The organism is Martinezella lusitana (assembly GCF_900094565.1).
Taxonomy (GTDB): Bacteria; Pseudomonadota; Alphaproteobacteria; order Rhizobiales; family Rhizobiaceae; genus Rhizobium; species Rhizobium lusitanum.
Window position 1 is genome coordinate 586,778 of record NZ_FMAF01000003.1, and the last position, 22,875, is coordinate 609,652.

A 22,875-nucleotide genomic window follows, 5' to 3' on the forward strand; every position below is an offset into this window, starting at 1 on the left:
ACGCCATCCGCCCGGACACCATAGTCTTTCTATCCGTCGAAGACGACGCCGCCATAACAAGAGCAGCGTCGTCTTCGACAAAGCGCGGCACAGCGGATTGTTCCCACCGACAATCGCGCAAGGTTTTCAAATCATCATACAATATTATTGCCAATGTATGATGATTAGCGTATCTTGGCTTCGACGCGAAGGGTGCACGAAACGCAGGCCGGATGTCGGCCGCATGAAAGCCCCGCGCATGTCCCTCGTCGCGAGAGGTTTACGGGGCAACATGCGACAGGTGTGGAGGAGATAGGGTGGATTCGCTTGAAGGACAGGAGCACGGCGCATCAGCCCAGCCCGAGCGCCGCCCGCGCGTCCGCAGGAACGTGACAGCGTCGATCGCCGAAGACATTTGCTCCGAACGCTATCCCTCGGGCTCGACCCTGCCGCGCGAAAACGATCTGTGCGGTATGTTCGGTGTGAGCCGTACGGTCATCCGCGAATCCTTGAAAGTGCTGGAATCGAAGGGCCTCGTGCGCGGCAAGCCACGCGTCGGCACCACCGTCTGCGACAAGGACGATTGGAACATCCTCGATCAGGACGTGCTGGAGTGGATGGGGCCTCATATCGCCGAATTCGATATTCTCGGATCCATCTTGGAGGCGCGCCGCACCATCGAGCCCGCCGCCGCCGAATATGCGGCGGAACGAGCCACCGCCCAGGAGATTGCCGACCTCGACCATGCATGGCGGCAGATGCGCGATAGCGCCAATGATCCGGAAAGTTTCACCGAGGCCGATGTAGCCTTTCACAAGGTGCTGCTGAGCGCCAGCCACAACCAGGTGTTCCGTCGCCTGTCGAGCGCCATGCATGCCGGCCTCAAATACGCGCTTCATGCCTCGAATGTCGCCGCCCACAGCCGCGACGAGGCGATCACGGTCCATGGCGAATTGGTGGAGGCGCTGCGACTGCGCAACGGCGCCGCCGCACGGAATTGCGCCCATCGCATGCTCGATCTCGCCGCCCGCGATCTTGCCGTCGAACGACGGTTGGACGATGGCCGGAGAATAAAACCAGAAACCCCGAAATCCGCGGCTGCAGACCGCTGATATCATCCAAAGCCGAAATGGAATCATACCCATGAAGATCACGAAACTGACGACGTATATTGTGCCGCCGCGCTGGATGTTCCTGAAGATCGAGACTGACGAGGGCATTGTCGGCTGGGGCGAGCCTGTCGTGGAAGGCCGGGCGCTGACCGTGCAGGCAGCCGTGCATGAGCTGGAAGACTATCTGATCGGCAAGGATCCCTTCCTGATCGAGGACCACTGGAACGTCATGTACCGCGCCGGCTTCTATCGCGGTGGCGCGGTCCACATGAGCGCGATTGCCGGCATCGACCAGGCGCTCTGGGACATCAAGGGCAAGGCGCTCGGACAGCCGATCCATTCGCTGCTCGGCGGCCAGGTGCGCGACAAGATCAAGGTCTATTCCTGGATCGGCGGCGACCGCCCCTCCGACGTCGCCAACAATGCGAAGGAGGTCGTCGCCCGCGGCTTCAAGGCGATCAAGCTCAACGGCTGCGAGGAGATGCAGATCGTCGATACCTACGACAAGGTCGAAAAAGCTGTCGAGACCATCGCCACCATCCGCGAGGCGATCGGTCCCTATATCGGCATCGGCGTCGACTTCCATGGCCGCGTCCATCGGCCGATGGCCAAGGTGCTGGCCAAGGAGCTGGAACCCTACAAGCTGCTGTTCATCGAGGAGCCCGTTCTCTCTGAAAACCGCGAAGCGCTGAAGGAAATCGCCAATCATTGCTCGACGCCGATCGCGCTCGGCGAGCGGCTCTTTTCACGCTGGGACTTCAAATCAGTGCTGTCGGACGGCTATGTCGACATTCTCCAGCCCGACCTCTCTCATGCCGGCGGCATCACCGAATGCCGCAAGATCGCTGCCATGGCGGAAGCCTATGACGTGGCGCTGGCGCCGCATTGCCCGCTCGGTCCGATCGCGCTTGCCGCCTGCCTGCAGGTCGATGCCGTCAGCTACAATGCCTTCATCCAGGAACAGAGCCTCGGCATCCACTACAACAAGGGCAACGACATCCTCGACTATATCTCCAACAAGGAAGTGTTCCACTATGCCGACGGCTTCGTCTCGATCCCGCAGGGACCGGGTCTCGGCATCGAGGTGGACGAGGCCTATGTCATCGAGCGTGCCAAGGAAGGCCATCGCTGGCGCAACCCGGTCTGGCGTCACGAGGACGGCAGCGTCGCCGAGTGGTAGGATCACAGTCCTTTCCTGACGGACGAAGGACCTCATATCCGGAATAACTAAGGGCCTGATGGCAGCAGATTTGCGCCATCAGGCCCTTTCTTTAAACAGTGCTCTCTTAGAGCGTTTCTGCTTTTAGCTGAATCGGAAGGGATTCCGTTTTCGGTTGATTTGTGATTCAAGATGTTGGCTGGAGTGGAGGCCAGCATCTGATGACTCGACCTCTTTCAAATGATCTTCGTAAGCGTGTTGTTGATGCGATCGCGGCCGGCGAGAGCTGCCGGTCGGTGGCGTCACGGTTCGGTATTGCGGTATCTTCGGCAGTGAAGTGGTCGCAGCGTTATCGTTCGAGCGGATCCGTCGCGCCCGGGAAGATGGGCGGTCATCGCAAGCGTGTTCTGGAGCCGTACCGGACGTTTATCGCGGAGCGGATCCACCAGACGCCGCATCTGTCACTGCACGCGTTGAAGGAAGAGTTGGCTGCACGAGGGGTGAAGGTATCCCACGACACCGTGTGGCAGTTCCTACGGCGCGAAGGACTGCGGTTCAAAAAAAACACTGTTCGCCCTTGAGCAGGCACGTGCCGACATAGCGCGGCGGCGACAGCGCTGGCGATCCTGGCAGACCGGTCTCGATCCAAGGCGGCTGGTCTTCATCGACGAAACGTGGATCCGCACCAACATGGCACCGTTACGCGGTTGGGGGCCGAGGGGCAAAAGGCTGCGCGGCTTTGCCCCGCATGGCCGCTGGCGCACCCTGACCTTTCTCGGCGCGCTGCGCTGCGATCGGCTGACCGCACCCTGTGTATTCGATGGACCGATCAACGGTCAGTGCTTCCGAGCCTATGTCGAGCAGCAGCTCCTACCGGTGATTGAACCCGGCGACATCGTCGTGATGGATAACCTCGGCTCCCACAAGTCGGTCGCCATCCGTCAGATGATCCGCAATGCTGGTGCGCGGCTCTGGTACCTGCCGCCCTATTCTCCCGACCTCAATCCGATCGAACAAGCCTTCGCCAAAATCAAGCACTGGATGCGCCTGGCTCAGAAGCGAACCATCGATGACACCTGGCGCTACATCGGACATCTCGTCAAAACAATCGAGCCCAACGAATGCAACAACTACTTCGTCAACGCTGGATACGCTTCCGTCAAAACCTGAAACGCTCTAGCCCGGCACCTTTCCCCTTTGCCGCGCTGCGGCGAAAATGGCTGCGAACTCGGTTTGCCACTCTCAAAAAAGTTGCGCCTGCAGTATCGGCGCAGATACTGCAGGCGCGTCATGCGTCTCAACAAGCCCCCAGGGAGACGCATTACCGGAGCATGATCACCAAAAGGGTGGAGTGCCTTTCGGATCCGACCATGCCCAAGCGGGCAATTTCAAACCTATTCCCGTTCACCGGTGAGATTCAGCAGCAGCTGAAAGATGTTGACGAAGTTCAGGTAGAGCGACAGGGCACCGAAGACGGCGAGCTTCTGCTGCGATTCCTGATCATGGTTCTCGGCATACTGTTCCTTGATGTTCTGCGTGTCCCAGGCGGTCAGGCCGACGAAGACGACGATACCGATCACCGAGATGGCGAACTGCAGCGCGCTCGAACCCAGGAAGATATTGACGACGCTGGCGATGATCACGCCGAACAGACCCATCATCAGGAACGAGCCGATGTTGGCAAGATCACGCTTGGTCGTATAGCCGTAGAGGCTGGTCGCGCCGAACATGGTTGCGGCGATGAAGAAGGTGCGCGCGATGCTCGTGCCGGTGAAGACCAGAAAGACCGAGGCCAGCGACAGGCCCATGACCGCACAGAATGCCCAGAACATCATCTGTGCCGTGCTTGCCGACATGGTCTGGATGCGGAAAGAGAAGAAGAACACGAAAGCGAGCGGCGCCAGCATGACGACCCACTTCAGCGGCGTCTGAAAGATCGGCACGTAGAGGGCCGGCGTCGTACCGACGACCATCGCGACGATACCCGTCAGCACGAGGCCGATACCCATGTAATTGTAGACGCGCAGCATATGCCGGCGCAAACCCTCGTCGAAGAGCGCCTGCGAGCCGGCGGCGGCTCCGTAGCCGTATCGCGGATTGGTCGGGTTCATGGTCGTTCTCCTTTAATTCAAACTAGTACAGGCTGCGGGCGAGCTTTTCGGCATCGCCGTCGAGCTGAGCCGCCTGGCCATCGCCGATCAGCGCATAGGCGACTTCACCGATCTGCCAATAGGCAGTCTGGACGTCGTCACGCTTGATGTGACTGACCTCCTTGACGGCGAAATTCCCCGGGCGAACGGCGAAAAGTGACAAATGTCCGTCCCTGCCGGCATCAACAGTCATTTCGACGCTCGGACCGAATTCGGACGGATAGATCTGGGCATCGGTGACGCGCCAGTCGCCCGGCAGCTCCGGCAGGACGATCGCCGTCGATGCGCGGATTTCTTCCGGATTGTAGTTCGCGGCCGCCGATTGCGGCTTGATTTGTTCCCGCACGGCAGTCGTCTTGTAGGCGCGCACGGCGTCATCGATGAAAGCCGGCGGCCGTGAGGACGCATTGACCTCGCTCGCGGTGAACGCGCCGAAGGACGTATGCGCCACCCAGCCGGTCGCCACCAATACGGCAACGGCGGCCACGCGCTGGAAAGATGCCAGCATGCGCCCATAGACCAGTCCGCGCTCCAGCCGCCGGGCGGCCTCGCGGGTCTCTGCCCTGAGCACATGGCTCTCACCGGCCAGCGCCATGCGCAGCTCGCCACGGATGCTCATATCCGCCATGACCTTGGCGGCGATCTCGGGATGCTCCGACAGATAGGATTCGACCTCGACACGGCGCGCGACCGGCAGCTCGCCATCGACATAGGCGTCGAGATCGGTATCGATGATCGGATCAACCGTTTTCATTGCCGCCTCCCTCGATAAGCCTGAGATGTGAAACCTTGGAGGTAGCCTCCTCGAAATTGCGCAGGCTCGCCCGGGCCCTTGAGATGCGGGACATCAGCGTGCCGACAGGAATGCCAAGCGCGGACGCCGCTTCCTGATAGGAAAGGTCTTCGATCGCCACGAGATGCAGCGCTTCGCGCTGTTCCTCAGGCAGACTGAAAAAGGCCTCGCGCACCTGGCTCAGGCGGACCGTATGGTCCTGCGACGCCGGTAGCGCCACCTCAAGCTCGGCGGCCGCCTCTTCGTGGCGACGATTCAGCGATTTCTTCTGACGCAGGCGGTCGATATGCACATTGTGCAGGATCGACAGCAACCAGGTCCGCAGGTTGCCGCCGCGACGGAAGGACGCCTTGCGCTCATATGCCTTGACCAGCGCGTCATGCACCAGATCTTCGGCCTCGTCCGCATTGCGCACGAGCGAGCGGGCATAACGTCTCAGCGAACCGAGCTGCCCCAAAACATCGAATGTGCGTCCTTTGCGATCCATACACCTATATACGGAAGCGCTCCGGATTCTATTCCATCGCTTTTCGAAATTTTTTGCTGACGGCCTACATCAGCACGAAATCCTGGGGCTGTGGCAGCGGCGGCAGATCGGTTTCGCCAAGCGCCTCGCGCAGATTGATCTCGATCGTATCGGCAAGGGCGCTGATTGCCAGCGCATTCGGACGATGGCCGAAGGGATCCTCCAGCTCATCGCCCAGCGCATCGAGACCGAAGAAAGTATAAGCGATGAGAGCCGTTACGAAGGGCGAACCCCAGCCGAGCGTATCGACGAAGCCGAAGGGCAGCAGGAAGCAGAAGAGATAGGCGGTGCGATGCAAAAGCAGCGTATAGCCGAAAGGCAGCGGCGTATTGCGAAGGCGCTCGCAGGCGGCCTGCACCGCACCCATCTGGCCGATGCTGATATCCAGCATCTGATATTGGATATCCGAAATCGCGCCCTTCGCCTTCAGACGCGCAAGATCGGCTGAGATCAGGCGCAGGATGAGATTCGGCCGGTTCTGCGCTGCGTGATAGAACTCGGCCTCGCTCGATGTCAGAAGGCGCAACACTTTGCTGTCGTCGCTACCCGATCGCAGAAGGCAGACCAGCGCCTGCGCAAAAGCCATGGTCAGACGCAGCAGGGTCTTCCGCGCCTCGATACCAGCCTCACCTTCCGCTTCAAGGATCAATGTCTGACGGGCAAAGCCGCGGGCGACATAGACGAGCTGACCCCAGTCGCGCCGACCCTCCCACCAGCGGTCGTAGGCGGCATTGTTGCGAAAGCCGAGGAAAATCGAAAGCGCGATGCCGAGCAGGGAAAGCGACGATCCGTTGAAGGACACGACCAGATTCGGCCGCTCCTCATGTCCCCAGACGATCAAAGCCGACAGCAGGAAGATGGCGACGATCTGCGGCAGGATTCGCAGGATGATCGAACCGCGAACAATGAAGAAAAGCTGGAAGAGATTCGGCCGGTCGCGGACGATCATGACGAAACGCACTCTCGATATATGTCTGGTGTCAGGCAGCAATACACCAGACGAGCCGCGAGTAACGAGCTTTTCTTGCAATGCGGCCGTGACCGGCGATCATCGCTCGCCGGTCACACGACCAAGTGCTGGTCAGTTCGCGCTGGCGCTTGCCGTCACCAGAACCGGGTCAGCGCGATAATCCTTGGGAAAGAGATGCTGCAGATTCTTGATCTTCGGCATGTCGTTGATGACGATATAGGGATAGTCGGGATGCGTCGTCAGGAAATCCTGATGATAGCTCTCGGCGGCATAGAATTGCCTAGATGGCTCGATGCGGGTGACGATCGCGGCGTCGAACACCTTGGCGTGATTGAGCTGATCGATATAGGCGCGGGCAATATCAGCCTGTTCCTGACTGCTCGGGAAGATCGCCGAACGATACTGCGTGCCGCTGTCCGGCCCCTGATAATTCAGCTCCGTCGGATCATGCGCGACCGAGAAATAGATCTGCAGCAGATGTCCGTAGCTGACCTTGCGCGGATCGAAAACGACGCGCACGGATTCGGCATGGCCGGTATCGCCGGTGCTCACCATTTCGTAATGCGCGCCATCCTTGCCGCCGCCGGCATAGCCTGACGTGGCGCTGATCACGCCGTTGACATGCTGGAACACGCCCTGCACGCCCCAGAAGCAGCCGCCGGCAAGCACGACCGTCTCCGTGCTGGCGGAACCAGCCTTCTCGTCCATGCTTGGCGCGGGAATGACGCGCGCGTCCTCGGCCGAAGCGCGGCCGGCAAATTGCAGCGCCATACCGCCGACGAGCACCGCCGCGACCGTGAGGCCGGCGAAACGGACGACACGCGCTGAGCGAATGCGGATCATGTCCGTCGATAAAGTCTTCATGACGATCTCCTCTCGACCGCGATTGTAAACGCTCCGGTCATAAGGAGATACGGGAAGACGGGGCCTTTTGTTACACACGCCCGCGTGAAACACCGAAACGTGAATGATCCAGCCGAACTGATCAGTAGTGCGGCGGCTTGGTGATCGCTGGCGCGTCGAGCGACTGCTCCTCCAGCATCAGAAACCGCTCCGCGAGCCGATCGAGCTTGTGCCTGGTCTGCTCGACCACCTTCCATTGCTCCGCAATCTGGTCGGACAGTTCCTCGATGGTCTTCGCCTGGTAGGCAACCGTCTCCTCGAGTGTCGTGATGCGGCTCTGCTCGTCTGACATGTCCAATCCCCTTCGGCAGCGATCTATATCACCGAACCCATCACGTACAGGTCACAATTCGCCACAAGGCCAGCGATGACGTTGTTTGACGGTGATGTGACAAAACTGAAAAACATGTGAAAAGACCCGTTACTCAACTGACATGGGGGCCTTCTAAAGAGTGCGCAGAGACGCGCCTGTTTTGAAGGGAATCCCCTCGCTGGCGCATTGCTTCTGAAGACTCGGGAGACGCGCCTTGAAGATCATCCAGATCACCGACACCCATTTGAGCCCAACCAAGCCGCATTTCAACGGCAATTGGGAGCCGCTGGCAAAATGGATCGAGGCGAGCGGCGCCGATCTTGTCGTCCACACCGGCGATCTCAGCGTCGACGGCGCCGACAAGGACGAAGACCTTACCTTTTCCATGGACCTGATGCGCCAGATCTCCGTGCCGATGCTGATCGTGCCCGGCAATCACGATGTTGGCCATCTGCCGGGATCGTATCAGCCCGTCAACCCGGAACGGCTGGAGCGCTGGCGCCGCCTCGTCGGCCCGGATTACTGGGCGAAGGACGTCGACAATTGGCGGCTGATCGGGCTCAACAGCCTGCTGATGGGCTTCGAGGATGCCGAGGAGAACAAGCAGTTCGAATGGCTGCAGGAGAAGCTGGAAAGCCGTGATGGTCGCCGCGTGGCGCTCTTCGCCCACAAGCCGCTCTTCGTCGACGCACCCGACGAGGGCGATACCGGCTATTGGAGCGTACGCCCGGCGCAGCGCCGCCGACTGTATGATCTGATAGCAGCCCACGACGTCGCCCTGCTCGGCAGCGGTCACCTGCACTGGACCTGGGAAGGCCGCTTCAACGATACGGCCCTCGTCTGGGCGCCTCCTGCCGCCTTCATCCTCGACAAGATGGAACGCGAGATGCCCGGGGAGCGGCTTGTCGGCGCCGCCATTCATGACCTTGGCGAGAGCGTATCGACGGAGCTCGTCGCAGTATCGGGCATGACCGCCTACTTCCTCGATGACGTCGTCATGGAGGTCTATCCGCAGGCCGCCCCGAAGCTTCAGAAGGAGGCGACCGAATGAGCGCCCTTTCGCTTCGCGGCATCGCCAAATCCTTCGGCGGCAACGCCATCCTTAAAGGTGTCGATCTCGACGTCGAACCAGGCGAATTCATCGCCCTCGTCGGTCCTTCCGGCTGCGGCAAGAGCACGCTGCTGCGCATCCTGGCAGGACTTGAGCATGCCGACAGCGGCGAGATCGTTCTTGGCGGCACCGACGTCTCCGGCGTCGCAGCCGCCGACCGTAACATCGCCATGGTCTTCCAGTCCTACGCGCTCTACCCGCATCTGACCGCATCTGAAAACATCGCCGTGCCGCTTGCCATGCGCCGCCTGACCCGCGTCCAGCGCCTGCCCTTTATCGGCTCGCTGATCCCCGGCCAGCGCAGCACCCGCCGCGCCATCATCCGCGACGTCCGCGAAATGGCCGTTTCGCTGAAGATCGACCATCTGCTCGACCGCAAGCCCGGTCAGATGTCCGGCGGCCAGCGCCAGCGCGTGGCGCTTGCCCGCGCCATGGTGCGCCGCCCCAGCGTCTTCCTGATGGACGAGCCGCTTTCCAATCTCGATGCCAATCTGCGCGTCCATGCCCGCGGCGAGATCGTCGATCTGCATCGCCGTGCCGGCGTGCCGACTGTCTATGTCACGCACGACCAGGCCGAGGCACTTTCCATGGCCGACCGCGTCGCCGTGATGATCGGCGGGCAGTTGCTGCAGCTGGCCTCGCCGCAGGTGATCTATGACGATCCGAGCCATGTCGAAGTCGCTCGTTTCGTCGGCCAGCCGCGCATCAACCTTTTGCCGGCGCTCGCCGAAAACGGCTTCGTCGCCTTCGGCGGCATCCGGCTCGCACTCGAAGACGGCAGCTTTGCCGGCAAGAATGTAACGCTCGGCATCCGGCCGGAATTCGTGAGCCTCACGCAGGGACGGCAGGATGCGCTTGCCGCCCATATCGAGCGCATGGAATTCCTCGGCTCCGAGGTCATTCTCTATGCCAAGCTCGATGCCATCGGCGAAACGATGATCGTCAAGCTTACACCCGCAGAGGCCGCGGGGCTCTCCGCCGGCATGCCCGTGGCGCTGACGCTTGCCCCGGAACAGGCCATGGTCTTCGCCGAGGACGGACGCCGCCTGCGCACCGTTCCCGCGACCGTCGACACCGCCAGGGAGAAGGCGCATGGCTAGCATTGCCGCCACTTCCCTGCCGATGCAGACGGCGGCGGCGCGCGAACGCAGCGAAGCCCGCACCGCCCTCCTCTTCGCGCTGCCAGCCATCATCCTGATCGTGCTGTTCATCCTGGTGCCGATCGTTGCCGTCGTCGTCCTCGGCTTCACGGATTTCCAGCTCGGCGACAAGAGCCTGCGCTTCGTCGCCTTCGAGAACTACGCGCATCTGCTGAAGGATCGCGCCTTTATGAAGTCGCTCTGGAACACGACGGTCTATATGGCCATCGTCGCTCCCATCTCGATCGTGCTCGGCCTCGGCGTCGCGCTACTGATCGAAAGCGAAAGTATCGGCCGCAGCTTTTTCCGCACAGCCTACTTCCTGCCCGTGGCTTCGCTGATCGTCGCGATGGCGACCGTCTGGCAGTACCTCTTCCATCCCACAATCGGCCCGATCAACGCTCTTCTCGCCGAGATCGGGGTGCGCGGCCCGAACTGGCTCGGCTCTTCGGCAACCGCCCTCTACAGCCTGTCGATCATCGGCGTCTGGCAGTCGGTCGGCTTCAACATGGTGCTGTTTCTCGCCGGTCTCACAGCCATCCCGCGTGAACTTTATGCCGCAGCCGAAGTGGATGGCGCGAAATCGGCGTGGGACCGCTTCTGGCTCGTCACCTGGCCGATGCTCGGACCGACCACGCTTTTCGTCACGACCATCAGCATCATCAACGCGGTCAAGGTTTTCGACACCGTCAAGGCGCTGACCGAGGGCGGCCCGAACCATGCCTCGGAGGTGCTGCTCTTCACCATCTACCAGGAAGGCTTCGTCTACCTCAGGGTCGGCTATGCCTCGGCGATGACGACGGTCTTTCTCGCCATTCTCGTCGTGCTGACCTTCCTGCAATATCGCGTCCAAGACCGGCAGGTGCATTACACATGACCTCGACAGGCTTCACTCCCGGCCGCATCCTGCGCCTCTCCTTGCTGATCCTCGGCTCGCTCGTCTTTCTTGCGCCCTACATTTTCATGATCTCGACCGCCGGCAAGGCGCAGGACGACATCTTCACCTCGGCGCTGCGGCTGATCCCGACGCATTTCTTCTATATCGAGAATGTCGCCAAGGCGCTGAGCAAGGTTGATATGGGCAGGCTGCTGTTCAACGGCGTCCTCGTCTGCGGCCTGATCTTCTTCTTCCAGGTGCTGATCGCCATTCCCTGCGCCTATGCCATGGCCAAGCTGAAATTCCCGGCTGCGCGCATGATGATGGTGCTGGTCATGCTCGGGCTGCTGATCCCGATCCACGCGACCGCGCTGCCGCTCTATGTCGGCTTCAACAGCCTGTCACTGCTGAACAGCTATACTGCCCTGGTCGCGCCCTTCTCGATCTCGGTCTTCGCGATCTTCATGTTCCTGCAGTTCTTCCGCGCCATGCCCGATGATCTCATCCACGCCGCCCGCCTCGACGGCATGTCGGAACTCGGCATCGTCGCCCGCGTCATCGTGCCGAATGCCTGGCCGGCGGTAACAGCCTTCGCGATCTTCTCGGTCGTCGCGCACTGGAACGACCTCTACTGGCCGCTGATCGTCATCAGCAAGCAGGACTACGCCACGCCGCCGCTGGGCCTCATGTATTTCCGCGCCGCCGAAGCCGGCGACGACTACGGCGCGCTCATGGCGGCAACCCTGATCATCACCCTTCCCCTCGTCGTCGCATTCCTGCTTGCACAGAAGCGTTTCGTCGAGGGCATCACCATGACCGGTCTCAAAGGCTGACCGGTTCGAAACAGGAGAACGAGCGATGAAGCATATCACCCAGATTCTCGCCGCCGCGGCCATTTCGATGGTCGTGTCGGTCCCGGCCTATGCCGAGACAACCTTGACGGTTCACTACCCCATGCCCGGCTTCTTCAAGAACGTGATGGACACGATCTCGAAGAAGTTCATGGAAGAAAATCCCGATATCAAGATCCAGTTCGCCGCTCCCTCGGCCACCTATGAGGAAGGCATCCAGACCATTCTTCGCCAGGCCGGCACGAGCGAAATGCCCGATGTCACCTTCATCGGCCTCAACCGCCTGCGCATGATGGACGAGCGCAATGTCGCCGTCGATCTCGGGCCGCTCGTCAAGAAAGACGGCAACATGGCCGAGCAGGGCTTCTCCGACACGATCCTGAAGCTCGCCCAGGTCAAGGGCAAGCAGGTCGGCCTCGCCTTCGCGACGTCGAACCCGATCATGTACTACAATGCCGACCTGGTGAAGGCCGCCGGCGGCGACCCGAACAACCCTCCGAAGACCTGGGACGAAGTCATCACGCTCGCCGGCAAGATCAAGGCGCTTGGCAACGGCGTCGACGGCATGGACTTCCGCTGGCAGGGCGACGACTGGATGTTCTCCGCCCTGCTCTTCGGCGCCGGCGGCAAGATGCTGAGCGACGACGAAAGCAAGGTCGCCTTCAACGGTCCTGAGGGACAGAAGGCCGTCGAACTGATCCAGCGCTTCGTCAAGGAAGGCGGCATGCCGGTCTTCACCAAGGCCGCCGGCGAACAGGCTTTCGCTGCGGGCAAGGTCGGCTTCGAATTCCAGACCACCGGCGCACTGGTCAACACGATCAAGAACGTCGGCACCAAGTTCGACCTGCGCACGGCCAAGATCCCGCTGATCGATCCGGTCAACGGCCGCCTCCCCACAGGCGGTAACGCCGTCGTCATCCTGACGCATGATCCGGTGAAGGAAGAGGCCGCCTGGAAGTTCGCCAAGTTCGCCGCCGGCCCCTACGGCGCGTCCGTCGTCGTTCCCGGCACCGGCTACGTTCCGAACAACGAACTTGCCGCCAAATCGGCCAACTATCTCGGCGACTTCTACAAGAAGAACCCGCTGTTCCAGGCCGGCCTCAGCCAGATGTCGGTCATGATCCCCTGGTATGCCTTCCCCGGCGCCAATGGTGTCAAGGTCACGCAGACCATCGTCGACAACCTGTCGCGCATCGTCGATGGCTCGGCCGCGCCGAAGGAAGCGCTTGAAGATGCAGCTTCCGACGTCGAAGGCATGCTGCCGCGCAGCTGATTGCCGGATCGGGTTTGAAATCCGCGCCGCCTCTCTTTGGGAGGCGGCGTTTTCATGTGCAGAGATCCGTCAGGATTGAATGGCGAGATTGCGCACGGTTCCGCCCGGCCGCAACCGGTAGGGAACGGTCAGATGTCGCGCCGGTGCGGCATTCTCCGCCATGTCGAGCAGCAGCGAAGCCGCCGCCGCCCCCATTGTCCCATCCGGTATCTCCACTGTCGTCAGCGAAACCTCCGTCAGCAGGCCGAGGGAAATGCCATCGAAACCGGCGACGGAGATATCACGTGGGATCGAAAGGCCCTGACGCCGCAGCGCACCCATAACCCCGAGCGCCAGAAGATCGTTGGAGGCGATGATCGCCGTCGGGCAAAACTGCGAAACAACGTCCGAGAGATCGAGCTGCCCCAGGCTGCTGATGAAGGAAATCTCCAGGGCGTCGAGAGGCTGTAGACCTGCGGACTCCATCGCCTTGAGATAGCCGAGATAGCGCAACTTTGCCCGATCCGATGCGGAAAAATGGCCTGAGATGAACAGGATGCGCCGATGCCCCTTCTGCAGGAGATGATCCGTCAGATCCCGGCCGGCGCCAAAATTGTCGGTCGCGACGGCGGCGGTGAAGCGGGCGGTCGGCAGATTGCCAAGCAGCACGGTCGGCGGCAGGGCGGAAGACAGAGCCGGGCTGCGTTCGGGATCGCAGACCGTGAGGATGAGGCCGGTCGGCTGCTGCTGGAGCAATGATGCGACGGCATCCGCCTCCTGTGCCGGATCGTAATTCGATTGCGCGATCAGCACGCTGTGACCTGCGTGAAGAGCCCGGTTCTGAATGCTCGACAACGACGCCGCGAACACCGGATTGGTGATGCTGGGAATGAGCACGCCGATCGCCGGCCGTCGATTGCCGGCGCGGCCGCCGGCGCGATAACCGAGCTCCGCCGCCGCCCGACGCACCCGACGCACCATCTCATCGCTGACGGGACCGTTGCGGTTCAGCACCCGGCTGGCGGTCGCAACCGAACAACCGGCACGAAAAGCGACCTGCTGGAGCGTCGACAAGATATCAAGCACCTTCGGCTTCGGATTTCAGCATCGAGGCTGACATCGCCCATAGGGAATGGCGGGGATTTATATCAAATCGATGACAGTTATTTGACGCTCGTCCGATACAGCCGTGACATCTGCGCCCTTGATCTTTGCTGCGGCGCAACAGATCTTCAACGGATCACGGCGCGAATGATGCTGTCATCAACCGATGCCATGATTGCCGCTGTGATCCGCAGATCCGACCCTTTGAAAGGATGCTCTCATGTCTGAAGCAGAAGCACGGACGCCTGCCGCCCCCAGAGAAAAGACCGAACGGCTGTTTTTCCTCGATATCAACGACGGCCGAATTCTATCCTCCGCCATCGACGGAACCGACCTCAAGCTGATCATCCAGCGCCCGGGCCGCAGTCCGGACGGCATTCTCGTCGACAGCGAGAACGGCTGGCTCTACTGGACGGAAATGGGCACCGACTACAACGCCCATGACGGCTCGATCGAGCGCATTAATCTCGACGGCAGCAACCATGTCACCCTGATCCCGCCGGGCAGCACGCTGGTCACGCCGAAGCAGATCCAGATCGACCACGACAACGGCACGCTCTACTGGTGCGACCGCGAGGGCATGCGTGTCATGCGCGCCAACATCGACGGCTCCGACATCGAAACCCTGGTGCAGAACGGCGACAGTCCGCAGGACAGTGCCGATATCGAACGCTGGTGCGTGGGCATCGCCCTCGACCTGCCGCTCGGGCAGATCTACTGGACGCAGAAGGGGCCGCCGGACGCCGGCCTCGGCCGCATCCTCCGCGCCAGCATCGACATTCCCGAAGACGAGACGGCAACGAGACGCAGCGATATTGAGACCCTGCTCGACAAGCTGCCGGAACCGATCGACCTCGAACTCGATCTCGCCACCCGCACAATCTACTGGACCGACCGCGGCAATCTCCCACGTGGGAATACCGTCAACCGCGCCAGCATGGACGACATCGCGGCAACATCCGAAGTCGTCCTGGAAGGACTGGACGAAGGCATCGGCCTGTCGCTCGACCTGCCGAACAATCGCATGTTCTTCTCCGATATCGGCGGCAATCTCTATTCGGCGAGCCTCGACGGCTCGGGCGAACGCGAACTGCTTCACCACGCGGGTTCGTTCACCGGGATTGTCTACGCGGTGGTTTGAGATTTCCAATCGGCTCCGGGTCGCGGGATTGCCTCTCATACCCTAGCCCTCTCCCCGTTTTGACGGGGAGAGGCAACGATCTCTGTACCCTCGTCCAACAGGTAGCTGAATGGAAGGCTGGGTGAGCGACTATCCCCTTCTCCCCGCTAGCGGGGAGAAGGTGGCCGACAGGCCGGATGAGGGCTCTCCAGCCTTCAATGTGCCTTGCGCACGCCATCCAGCAGATGCGGCAGCGTCTTGATGCCTTCATCCCTCAGTTCGGCCGGCAACATCCCTTCCGGCAGATCCTGATAGGATACCGGACGCAGGAAGCGACGGATGGCGAGCGTGCCGACCGACGTCGTGCGGCTGTCCGATGTTGCCGGGAACGGTCCGCCATGTACCATGGCATGGGAGACTTCCACGCCCGTCGGCCAGCCGTTGGCGAGAATGCGTCCGGCCTTGCGCTCCAGCACCGGCAGCAGCTTTGCGGCGACGGCATGGTCGCCAGCCTCGATCTGCAACGTGGCGGTCAGCTGGCCCTCAAGCTTTTCGGCAACCGCAATCATCTGGTCGATGTCCTTGCAGCGCACCAGCAGGCCCGCCGCGCCGAAGACCTCATGCCCGAGCCGCTCGTCGGCAAGGAAAGGCTCGACATCGGTCTCGAAGAAGATGCCGGGGCTGCGGTTGACTCCCTCGGCCGGTGCGCCATGAGCGACGGTCTTGACCGCCTCATGCTCCGCGAGCGCAGCCACGCCCTTGTCGAAGGCGGCGTGAATGCCCGGCGTCAGCATCGGCGCCGGCGCGCGACCGGTCAGTACCGCGCTGGCAGCCTCGATAAAGCGATCGAGATCGGGGCCATCGATGGCGAAGAGCAAGCCGGGATTGGTGCAGAATTGGCCGGCGCCGAGCGTCAGGGATTCGATAAAGCCCGTGCCGATCGCTTCGGCGCGCGCCGCAAGCGCCGCCGGAAAGAGGAAGACGGGATTGACGCTGCTCATCTCGGCATAAACAGGAATCGGCTCCGGCCGGGCCGCGGCGATGGCGCCGAGCGCCAGACCGCCGCCGCGCGAGCCGGTGAAGCCGACAGCCTTGATACGCGGATCGCGCACCAGCGCCGCGCCTGTTTCGTTGGCGCCCGTCAGCAGCGAGAAAGTCCCTTCAGGCAGGCCGCAGGCCGCAACGGCAGCGCGGATGGCGCGTCCCACAAGCTCGCCCGTGCCCGGATGGGCGAGATGCCCCTTGACGACGACCGGGCACCCAGCAGCAAGCGCGGACGCGGTATCACCCCCGGCGACCGAGAAGGCGAGCGGGAAATTGCTGGCGCCGAAGACGGCGACGGGGCCGAGCGGGATCTGACGCAGGCGCAGATCGGGCCGCGGCAACGGCTTGCGCTCCGGCAATGCCGGGTCGACGCGCAGATCGAGCCATTCGCCGGAACGAACCACCTGCGCAAACAGCCGAAGCTGGCCGACTGTGCGGGCGCGCTCGCCCTGCAGACGTGCCACCGGCAGTCCGGTCTCTTCCGTTGCCCGCTCGATCAGCGCATCGCCGATATCGATGATATTGTCAGCGATCTTTTCGAGAAATGCCGCCCGTTCCTCCGGGCTGGTCGCGCGGTAGACGTCGAAAGCCTGGCCGGCCAATTCGCAGGCCCTTGCCACGTCGGCCTCGCTCGCAATCGCAAAAGCCGGCTCGAGATTTGCGCCGGTCGCCGGGTTGATGGCATGCGCGGTTCTGTTGTCGCCGGTCGACTCTGCGCCGATCAGCAAATCGCCGCTAATCACAAAAGACTGTGTCATGGGTATTCCTTGATGATGTCGAAGCGCCGGGAGGTGCGCCGTCGAAGGCTGATAGCAGGACGGGATGACAGATGTAAGATGATAATCGTCATCCAATTATCAAGGCTTCGGTCGCGGGATCAAGTCCGTCGGGACACTTGCACCGAAGACTTGGCTTGGCTGCATCGAAGATGTCGCAGTTCGTCGCTATATGGCATTGTAAACTCTTTCATGCCAATTTAGCGCCCATCCGATAGATTGAGTGCGGCCAAACCCCCATGTCTCTTGCACTTCTCGATGATCCGATCGTCCAGTTCTGCATCCTGGTGGTCATCGGCACATTCGTCAGCCGTGTCATGCTGCGCCATCAGCGCGCCGGGCGGCTGATAGGCCAGGCTATCTTTTTCGTCTGCCTGACCGTGCTTCTGCTCTATCACGGCATCATACCCTACGAGCCGAGCCCGCCGCAGGTGTCGGTGTCGCTGCGCACCTTCACCGGCTTCGCCAAGATCATCTGGTGGATCAACGGTGCCTGGGTGCTGATCGCCTGCGTGCGCCTGTTCCTCATCTTCGAGCGCAAGCCGCGCGAGGGCCGGCTGCTGCAGGATCTGATCGTCGGCGTCATCTATCTCGGCGCCATTCTTTCCATTGTCGCCGACGTCTTCAGCGTTCCGGTGGGCACGCTGATCGCCACCTCCGGCGTGTTCGCCATCATTCTCGGCCTGGCATTGCAGAGCACGTTGAGCGATGTCTTCTCCGGCATCGCGCTCAATCTCGGGCGGCCCTATTCCGTCGGCGACTGGATCGTCCTCGAAAACGATATTCAAGGCCGTGTCGTGGAAACCAACTGGCGGGCCACGCAGCTGCTGAACGGCACCAACGATCTGGTCGTCATCCCGAACAGCGTCCTTGCCAAAACGCGGCTGACCAATCTCTCCTCGCCCGACGAGAGCCACGGCGCCACCGTCACCGTACGCGTTCAGCCGACCACCCTGCCAAGCGTCGTCGTCGATGTGATGCAAAGCGTGCTGATCAGTTGCAACTCGATCCAGAAGACCCCCGAACCCAGCGTCGCCATCAATTCCGTCGACGGACAGGCAATCGAACTACAGCTGACGTTCCGCGTGCGCGATATATCGCAGACGATGGCCGCAAAGAACGAGATCTACGACCTCCTTTACCGCCATTCGAAGGCGGCGGGCCTGAAACTCGCCGGCCCTTCCGATACGATCGTCATTCCGGCGGAACACAAGGCAGAAGCATCGGGCGAGCAGCAGCACGCTCCCGGAACGCCATGGCGGCTGGTCAGCAACATCCCGCTGTTCTCATCGTTGACCGAGGACGAAAAAGAGCATCTGGCATCGCACATGCAGCGCCGCACTTATCGCAAGGATGCGGTCATCGCCGAACAGGACGCACAGCTTCGCGCGCTGACGATCGTGCGATCGGGCGTCGTCAGCATCACCCGCCGCGAGGGGCATCGGCAGATCGAGCTGACGCGGCTCGCGCCTGGCGATTATTTCGGCGAAAACGGCCTGTTGATGGGAACAGGCGAAGTCGGGACGGTCCGCGCCCTGACCTTTGTCGTCACCTATGAAATCGGCGAGGACTGCCTGTCGCCGCTCTTGCATGACAGACCCGCCCTCGCCGAAGAGCTGGGCGCCATCATGGCGAAGCGCATCGAGGCCGAACGCCATCTGTTCGCCAACACCGATATCCTGGTCAACGGCGCTCCCGTCAGTTCGCTGAGCTCGCGCATCAAGCATCTCTTTCAGTTGCAGCAGCACGACTAGAGCGATGAAGCGTTCACGGAACCGCCTCACCGCTCTATGCTATTGTTGTTGCTCAATTTCGGACGGAAAACCGCTGCACACTTTTCCTGGAATTACTTAGTTCGATTTCACGGCCGGCGCGGCGGGAGGCTGCGTGGCAAAGAACGCCTTGGCATCCGTCGTGAACTGCTCGCGTGATGTCGGCCGGGTGTAGAACATATGACCGCCGCGGTAGAGTTTCAGCGCCACGCGATCGGCAAAGGCCGATGGCATGTGGTCGAGCACATATTTGTTGACGCCAAAGGGAATGACGAGGTCGCTGTAGCCCTGCCCCACCATGAGGCGGAAGGACGATGACAGCGACAGCAGTTCCTTGAGATCGTCGGTGACGCCGGCGCTGAGGCGCGAGCCGCCGTCGTTTCGCCCACCCCATTTCCACTGCCTGTTCACCGATGTCGACAGCAGCGTGTAGGTCATATCGGTGTGAAAGCCCAACTCATCACGCGCATAGCTCGAAAACGCACCGCCATAGGCGCGGACGAAACCGTCAAGGATCGGGTCGCCGCCATGCTCGGCGTCGGACTGAGGATAGGGGTCGGGCGCCAGGAAGGAAGCATCGTAGGCACTCGCCACCTCCGCACCATCGCCGTCGGAATGTTTCCGATAGACGCTACCGAGAAAACCCTGGTTCTTGGCAACGACATCCTCGGGGATGCCCGTCAGTTTTGCGACCCGACCATACAAGGCCCGGCCGGCATCGCCGGAGGGCGGCGGCCCGGCAAGAACAGGCAGATATTCGTTCAGAGCAAAAGCCTGGGCATCTTGAACCGCCTTGTCGCTGAAAGCATTCTGCCGCTCGAGCTGGGCGGCTGCCAGCGAGGGCAGCTCCAGGGCAGCACTAAGCGCATCGTCGCCGCCGCCAAAGACCAGCCGGCCCTCGAGCAAGGGCGAAAGCATGACGATGCCGGAGATCAGGATACCTTGATCCTCGCGTAGGCTGTTGGCGACCTTGACCGAGCGAAATCCTCCATAGCTTTCGCCAAGAATATACTTCGGCGACGCGGCGCGACCGTTATGGGCGACGTAAAGGGCGATCGCCTTGGCAAGGCTTTCGGCATCGCTTTCGACCGTGTAGAATTCATTCTGGTCATCCGGCTTCACCGCCCGGCTCCAACCCGTGCCGATCGGATCGATCAGCACAAGATCGGTGAAATTGAGCCAGCTCTGCGGATTGTCGACCAGCTTGGCATTGGCGCCATCACGGCCATCAGGCCCGAAATCGAGGATACGCGGTCCGACAAGCCCGAGATTGAGAAAGGCGGATGCTGCCCCTGGCCCGCCGTTGAATACGAAGGTGATGGGCCGACCTGCATCCCGGTTTTTCGCGACATAGGCGGTATAGAAGATCGCCGCACTGCGCTGACCGTCCTGACCGAAGAGATCGAGCGTTCCAGCCGTCGCCATATAGGCCATGCTCTTGCCGTCGGCATCCAACACGTGGTCGCTCACCGCGTCGGGCGGCAGGAGCGAGAGGACGCCACCACCACCCGGCTCACCACGAGCCTGCTCCGGCGGCGCGGCAAAGGCAGGCGTCGATATCAACGAGAAGGCCAGTATCAAGCCGGGAACCATCTGGCGAAAAGACATCGAAACTTATCCTCCAAAGGTCCGGCACATAACCGCGGTTGCCGGCGATACTATGTCATGGCGGACGGATACGGAAACTCAAGAGATGTTGATCGGCGATCCGCCGGTCGTATCACTTTCGGCAAGGAATGCTATTGAGCGCCTGTCGGCCATTTGCCAAAGTGCCCGCCGCGCGGGGAAGACAAACAGACAACAGGGATCGCAAGGGATACGAGGATGAAACAAGACGTCGACATCAAGACGGCCGACGGGGTCGTCAAAGCCGCCCTCTTCCGCCCCGACAATGGCGCTCCGGCCGAACATGGCGTGATCTTCTACATGGATGCCATGGGTCCGCGCTCCTCCCTTGACAGCATGGCGCAGCGCCTCGCCGATGCCGGCCACATCGTGCTGCTTCCCGATCTCTTCTACCGCTTCGGCGCTTATGGCCCCTTCGACGGCAGTGCCTTCGGCAATCCGGCATCTCGTGAAACGATCATGACGATGCTGCGCGGAACGACACAGGAAATGACCAAGCGCGACAGCGCCGCCTTTCTCGATGCCCTATCAGCCGCCGGGGCGAAAGGCCCGGTCGGCACGGTCGGATACTGCATGGGTGGAGGCCGCGCGCTGACCGCTGCTGCGACCTATTCCGACCGCATCGCAGCGGCGGCCAGCTTTCACGGCGGCAATCTCGCCAGCGACGCGGAAGACAGCCCGCACCGCCTTGCGGCCGATATCAAGGCGCGCGTCTATGTCGGCGTTGCGGGCGTCGACAACAGCTTTCCGCCGGAACAATCCGCCCGCCTTGCCGAGGCGCTCCGCACCGGTGGCGTCGACCACATCATCGAAAACTATATCGGCATGGCGCATGGATGGACCGTGCCCGACCACCATGGCGTTTACGACGAGACCGGCGCCGAAAGGCACTGGAAGCGCCTTCTGAACCTGTTCGACGAAGTCTGGCCTAGGTAAAGCCGAACCGACATCCCGCTATCGCATTGGAACGCGGGATGTTTCCATCGAGTCGTTACCGGATCAGAACTTGATCATATCGATGCTGGTCAGCGTCGTCTTCTGCGCGACACCCGGTGCGTTGACCATATGCCAAGCCACATACTGCTCGCCATAGAGCTCGGTGGAGGACATGCCATCGACGGGCAGGATGATGTTCATGCCGTTCAAAGCGGCATCCGTCGCGGTATCGAGCACCGCGCCTTCCGAGGCCGTGCCGGTGACGATGACCGTCTTGATGCCCTTGTCGGCCAGGATACTGCGCAGATTGGTGCCGATGAACTTGTCGGCACCGGACTTGACGATCGGCTCGCTTGCCAGCGGCGCCAGAGCCGTGGCGATATCCTGCGGCTCGCCGGCGCCAGCCAGGCTGAAGACGACAAGCATTTCCTTGGCACGCGCCTGGTCGAGCAGGGTTTTGACCTTCGGCACGGAAGCAAGGCACCGCGGCTTGGTGTTCTTGTTGCATGGTCCCTTGGTCGGGTCCTGCGCGCCGTTGAAATCGAGGATCAGCAACGCGGTCGTCTTGAGGTCCACCGTAACCGGCTTCAATTGCGGCGGTGCCGGCGGCTTTACGTTGTGCCAATCGTCGATGATCGTCTGCGCCGCCGCCGGCGAGGTAATCACGGGGCTTACGACCGCGCAAAGGACTGCCAGACCGGCGCCGAAAACAAAGCACGCTTTCCGCATCGTACCGCTTACCTGTCGCATCAAATTCCTCTCCTGCATCGCGTTCCCATTGGTTGACGATGATGCAAAATAGATAGGCCAGAAATCGCGCCGGGGTAACGAAACTCTTCGTGATATCGAGCCGACCACCAATGATGGCAGCGGCAGCTTAGGTGCCGGCCTCGTCTATCGGCTCGGCGGCATTTCCATCGCCGCTGCGCAGCTTTTCAAGCAAGGCCTGCAAAGCTTGCTTGATCCCCTCGATCTCTTTCGTCCCGGCCATATCGGACCAACGCTGGTCCACCAGGCGGCCGGTGGCCATCGCGACCGGCCGCACGCCTTTGCCGCGCTCGGTGAGGAAAACCAGCCGCGCACGCCGGTCGTTGGGATCCGGCCGGCGTTCGACGTAACCCAGGCGCTCGAGCTCTTCCACCGCCTGCGTCATCGTCTGCTTGCGGACATGGGCGAGCTTTGTGAGTTCGCTCACCTGAATTCCCTCCGGGCGGGCGAAAGTGAAGACATTGGCATGTGGCGGGCGGATATCGTCGAAGCCGGCTTCTTCAAGTGCGGCTTCGACATCCTGTGTCCAATGCTGATGCACGAGCCGCAGCAGCAGACCCAAAGACAGACGTGTGGGAACGCAATTTTCCATGA

Annotated in this window: 22 protein-coding genes; 11 read left to right on the forward strand and 11 right to left on the reverse strand. The window is 61.6% G+C overall.

Going from position 1 to position 22,875, the window contains the following annotated elements:
- Window positions 1-296: 296 nt before the first annotated feature.
- The 3 genes from GA0061101_RS09230 (at window position 297) to GA0061101_RS09240 (ending at window position 3,420) form a co-directional block, all read left to right on the forward strand.
- A complete protein-coding gene (locus GA0061101_RS09230) occupies window positions 297-1,091 on the forward strand; it encodes a FadR/GntR family transcriptional regulator (protein WP_092573511.1) in 795 nt (264 codons plus the stop codon).
- 31 nt (window positions 1,092-1,122) lie between these two features.
- Entirely contained in the window at window positions 1,123-2,271 is a 1,149-nt protein-coding gene (gene dgoD, locus GA0061101_RS09235; protein WP_037200032.1) for a galactonate dehydratase, read from the forward strand.
- A 200-nt stretch (window positions 2,272-2,471) separates the two neighbouring features.
- Window positions 2,472-3,420, forward strand: a protein-coding gene (locus GA0061101_RS09240; RefSeq protein ID WP_092573512.1) for an IS630 family transposase whose coding sequence is annotated in 2 segments (ribosomal slippage) — window positions 2,472-2,807 and window positions 2,809-3,420 — 948 coding nt in all. Because the reading frame shifts where the segments join, the coding sequence is not laid out codon by codon here.
- Window positions 3,421-3,644: 224 nt separating this feature from the next.
- On the opposite strand, the gene GA0061101_RS09245 is transcribed toward GA0061101_RS09240, so the two are convergent.
- The 6 genes from GA0061101_RS09245 to GA0061101_RS09270 form a co-directional block, all read right to left on the reverse strand.
- A complete protein-coding gene (locus GA0061101_RS09245; RefSeq protein ID WP_037200031.1) occupies window positions 3,645-4,361 on the reverse strand; it encodes a Bax inhibitor-1/YccA family protein in 717 nt (238 codons plus the stop codon).
- Window positions 4,362-4,383: 22 nt separating this feature from the next.
- The gene (locus GA0061101_RS09250) at window positions 4,384-5,154 is read right to left on the reverse strand and encodes an anti-sigma factor family protein (RefSeq protein ID WP_037200028.1); all 771 of its coding nucleotides are present in this window, start codon (window positions 5,152-5,154) and stop codon (window positions 4,384-4,386) included.
- Entirely contained in the window at window positions 5,141-5,680 is a 540-nt protein-coding gene (locus GA0061101_RS09255) for a sigma-70 family RNA polymerase sigma factor (protein ID WP_037200026.1), read from the reverse strand. Before GA0061101_RS09255 ends, GA0061101_RS09250 begins: the two co-directional genes overlap by 14 nt.
- Window positions 5,681-5,744: 64 nt before the next feature.
- On the reverse strand, window positions 5,745-6,668 hold the full coding sequence (locus GA0061101_RS09260; protein WP_092573513.1) for a bestrophin family protein: 924 nt from the start codon (window positions 6,666-6,668) through the stop codon (window positions 5,745-5,747).
- A gap of 132 nt (window positions 6,669-6,800) precedes the next feature.
- Window positions 6,801-7,553 (reverse strand): peptide-methionine (S)-S-oxide reductase MsrA, encoded by a 753-nt coding sequence (msrA, locus tag GA0061101_RS09265; RefSeq protein WP_092573514.1) that lies wholly within the window; start codon window positions 7,551-7,553, stop codon window positions 6,801-6,803.
- 121 nt (window positions 7,554-7,674) lie between these two features.
- The gene (locus GA0061101_RS09270; protein ID WP_047555093.1) at window positions 7,675-7,884 is read right to left on the reverse strand and encodes a SlyX family protein; all 210 of its coding nucleotides are present in this window, start codon (window positions 7,882-7,884) and stop codon (window positions 7,675-7,677) included.
- 235 nt (window positions 7,885-8,119) lie between these two features.
- Between GA0061101_RS09270 and GA0061101_RS09275 the strand changes: the two genes are divergently transcribed.
- The 5 genes from GA0061101_RS09275 to GA0061101_RS09295 are packed head-to-tail and all read left to right on the forward strand — an operon-like array spanning window position 8,120 to window position 13,156.
- Window positions 8,120-8,956, forward strand: coding sequence for a metallophosphoesterase family protein (locus tag GA0061101_RS09275; RefSeq protein WP_092573515.1), 837 nt, complete (start codon window positions 8,120-8,122; stop codon window positions 8,954-8,956).
- Window positions 8,953-10,116 carry an ABC transporter ATP-binding protein gene (locus GA0061101_RS09280; RefSeq protein ID WP_047555087.1) on the forward strand — a complete coding sequence of 388 codons (1,164 nt, stop codon included), beginning with the start codon at window positions 8,953-8,955 and terminating at the stop codon, window positions 10,114-10,116. The genes GA0061101_RS09275 and GA0061101_RS09280 overlap by 4 nt, the downstream gene beginning before the upstream one ends.
- Window positions 10,109-11,032 carry a carbohydrate ABC transporter permease gene (locus GA0061101_RS09285; RefSeq protein WP_092573516.1) on the forward strand — a complete coding sequence of 308 codons (924 nt, stop codon included), beginning with the start codon at window positions 10,109-10,111 and terminating at the stop codon, window positions 11,030-11,032. Before GA0061101_RS09280 ends, GA0061101_RS09285 begins: the two co-directional genes overlap by 8 nt.
- Complete coding sequence (locus GA0061101_RS09290) at window positions 11,029-11,865, forward strand: carbohydrate ABC transporter permease (protein ID WP_092573517.1); 837 nt, start codon at window positions 11,029-11,031, stop codon at window positions 11,863-11,865. Before GA0061101_RS09285 ends, GA0061101_RS09290 begins: the two co-directional genes overlap by 4 nt.
- A gap of 25 nt (window positions 11,866-11,890) precedes the next feature.
- Window positions 11,891-13,156, forward strand: coding sequence for an ABC transporter substrate-binding protein (locus GA0061101_RS09295; RefSeq protein WP_092573518.1), 1,266 nt, complete (start codon window positions 11,891-11,893; stop codon window positions 13,154-13,156).
- A gap of 69 nt (window positions 13,157-13,225) precedes the next feature.
- Here GA0061101_RS09295 and GA0061101_RS09300 read toward each other — a convergent pair whose 3' ends face one another.
- Entirely contained in the window at window positions 13,226-14,209 is a 984-nt protein-coding gene (locus tag GA0061101_RS09300; protein WP_047555413.1) for a LacI family DNA-binding transcriptional regulator, read from the reverse strand.
- A gap of 250 nt (window positions 14,210-14,459) precedes the next feature.
- Here GA0061101_RS09300 and GA0061101_RS09305 point away from each other — a divergent pair, with 250 nt between their 5' ends.
- Window positions 14,460-15,380: a 3-hydroxyacyl-CoA dehydrogenase gene (locus GA0061101_RS09305; protein ID WP_092573519.1), complete on the forward strand. Its 921-nt coding sequence runs from the start codon at window positions 14,460-14,462 to the stop codon at window positions 15,378-15,380.
- 194 nt (window positions 15,381-15,574) lie between these two features.
- On the opposite strand, the gene GA0061101_RS09310 is transcribed toward GA0061101_RS09305, so the two are convergent.
- Window positions 15,575-17,161 carry an aldehyde dehydrogenase (NADP(+)) gene (locus GA0061101_RS09310; protein ID WP_037200010.1) on the reverse strand — a complete coding sequence of 529 codons (1,587 nt, stop codon included), beginning with the start codon at window positions 17,159-17,161 and terminating at the stop codon, window positions 15,575-15,577.
- Window positions 17,162-17,418: 257 nt separating this feature from the next.
- Here GA0061101_RS09310 and GA0061101_RS09315 point away from each other — a divergent pair, with 257 nt between their 5' ends.
- On the forward strand, window positions 17,419-18,933 hold the full coding sequence (locus GA0061101_RS09315) for a mechanosensitive ion channel family protein (RefSeq protein WP_037200009.1): 1,515 nt from the start codon (window positions 17,419-17,421) through the stop codon (window positions 18,931-18,933).
- Window positions 18,934-19,029: 96 nt separating this feature from the next.
- Here the strand turns inward: GA0061101_RS09315 and GA0061101_RS09320 are convergent, their stop codons facing one another.
- Window positions 19,030-20,559 carry a S10 family peptidase gene (locus GA0061101_RS09320; protein WP_092573520.1) on the reverse strand — a complete coding sequence of 510 codons (1,530 nt, stop codon included), beginning with the start codon at window positions 20,557-20,559 and terminating at the stop codon, window positions 19,030-19,032.
- 216 nt (window positions 20,560-20,775) lie between these two features.
- Here GA0061101_RS09320 and GA0061101_RS09325 point away from each other — a divergent pair, with 216 nt between their 5' ends.
- Complete coding sequence (locus tag GA0061101_RS09325) at window positions 20,776-21,513, forward strand: dienelactone hydrolase family protein (RefSeq protein ID WP_092573521.1); 738 nt, start codon at window positions 20,776-20,778, stop codon at window positions 21,511-21,513.
- 63 nt (window positions 21,514-21,576) lie between these two features.
- Here GA0061101_RS09325 and GA0061101_RS09330 read toward each other — a convergent pair whose 3' ends face one another.
- Both GA0061101_RS09330 and GA0061101_RS09335 read right to left on the reverse strand, forming a co-directional pair.
- The gene (locus tag GA0061101_RS09330; RefSeq protein WP_092573522.1) at window positions 21,577-22,263 is read right to left on the reverse strand and encodes an isochorismatase family protein; all 687 of its coding nucleotides are present in this window, start codon (window positions 22,261-22,263) and stop codon (window positions 21,577-21,579) included.
- Between the two features lie 127 nt (window positions 22,264-22,390).
- On the reverse strand, window positions 22,391-22,873 hold the full coding sequence (locus GA0061101_RS09335) for a MarR family winged helix-turn-helix transcriptional regulator (RefSeq protein ID WP_092573523.1): 483 nt from the start codon (window positions 22,871-22,873) through the stop codon (window positions 22,391-22,393).
- Window positions 22,874-22,875 lie beyond the last annotated feature (2 nt).

Bases quoted from the DNA above. Each gene is read 5' to 3' on its own strand.
- GA0061101_RS09245 (WP_037200031.1), bottom strand. From the start codon at position 4,361: ATGAACCCGACCAATCCGCGATACGGCTACGGAGCCGCCGCCGGCTCG.
- GA0061101_RS09250 (WP_037200028.1), bottom strand. From the start codon at position 5,154: ATGAAAACGGTTGATCCGATCATCGATACCGATCTCGACGCCTATGTC.
- GA0061101_RS09255 (WP_037200026.1), bottom strand. From the start codon at position 5,680: ATGGATCGCAAAGGACGCACATTCGATGTTTTGGGGCAGCTCGGTTCG.
- GA0061101_RS09320 (WP_092573520.1), bottom strand. From the start codon at position 20,559: ATGTCTTTTCGCCAGATGGTTCCCGGCTTGATACTGGCCTTCTCGTTG.
- GA0061101_RS09315 (WP_037200009.1), top strand. From the start codon at position 17,419: ATGTCTCTTGCACTTCTCGATGATCCGATCGTCCAGTTCTGCATCCTG.
- GA0061101_RS09270 (WP_047555093.1), bottom strand. From the start codon at position 7,884: ATGTCAGACGAGCAGAGCCGCATCACGACACTCGAGGAGACGGTTGCC.
- GA0061101_RS09285 (WP_092573516.1), top strand. From the start codon at position 10,109: ATGGCTAGCATTGCCGCCACTTCCCTGCCGATGCAGACGGCGGCGGCG.
- GA0061101_RS09260 (WP_092573513.1), bottom strand. From the start codon at position 6,668: ATGATCGTCCGCGACCGGCCGAATCTCTTCCAGCTTTTCTTCATTGTT.
- GA0061101_RS09280 (WP_047555087.1), top strand. From the start codon at position 8,953: ATGAGCGCCCTTTCGCTTCGCGGCATCGCCAAATCCTTCGGCGGCAAC.
- GA0061101_RS09330 (WP_092573522.1), bottom strand. From the start codon at position 22,263: ATGCGACAGGTAAGCGGTACGATGCGGAAAGCGTGCTTTGTTTTCGGC.
- dgoD (WP_037200032.1), top strand. From the start codon at position 1,123: ATGAAGATCACGAAACTGACGACGTATATTGTGCCGCCGCGCTGGATG.
- GA0061101_RS09290 (WP_092573517.1), top strand. From the start codon at position 11,029: ATGACCTCGACAGGCTTCACTCCCGGCCGCATCCTGCGCCTCTCCTTG.
- GA0061101_RS09335 (WP_092573523.1), bottom strand. From the start codon at position 22,873: ATGGAAAATTGCGTTCCCACACGTCTGTCTTTGGGTCTGCTGCTGCGG.
- GA0061101_RS09310 (WP_037200010.1), bottom strand. From the start codon at position 17,161: ATGACACAGTCTTTTGTGATTAGCGGCGATTTGCTGATCGGCGCAGAG.
- GA0061101_RS09305 (WP_092573519.1), top strand. From the start codon at position 14,460: ATGTCTGAAGCAGAAGCACGGACGCCTGCCGCCCCCAGAGAAAAGACC.
- GA0061101_RS09325 (WP_092573521.1), top strand. From the start codon at position 20,776: ATGAAACAAGACGTCGACATCAAGACGGCCGACGGGGTCGTCAAAGCC.
- msrA (WP_092573514.1), bottom strand. From the start codon at position 7,553: ATGAAGACTTTATCGACGGACATGATCCGCATTCGCTCAGCGCGTGTC.
- GA0061101_RS09295 (WP_092573518.1), top strand. From the start codon at position 11,891: ATGAAGCATATCACCCAGATTCTCGCCGCCGCGGCCATTTCGATGGTC.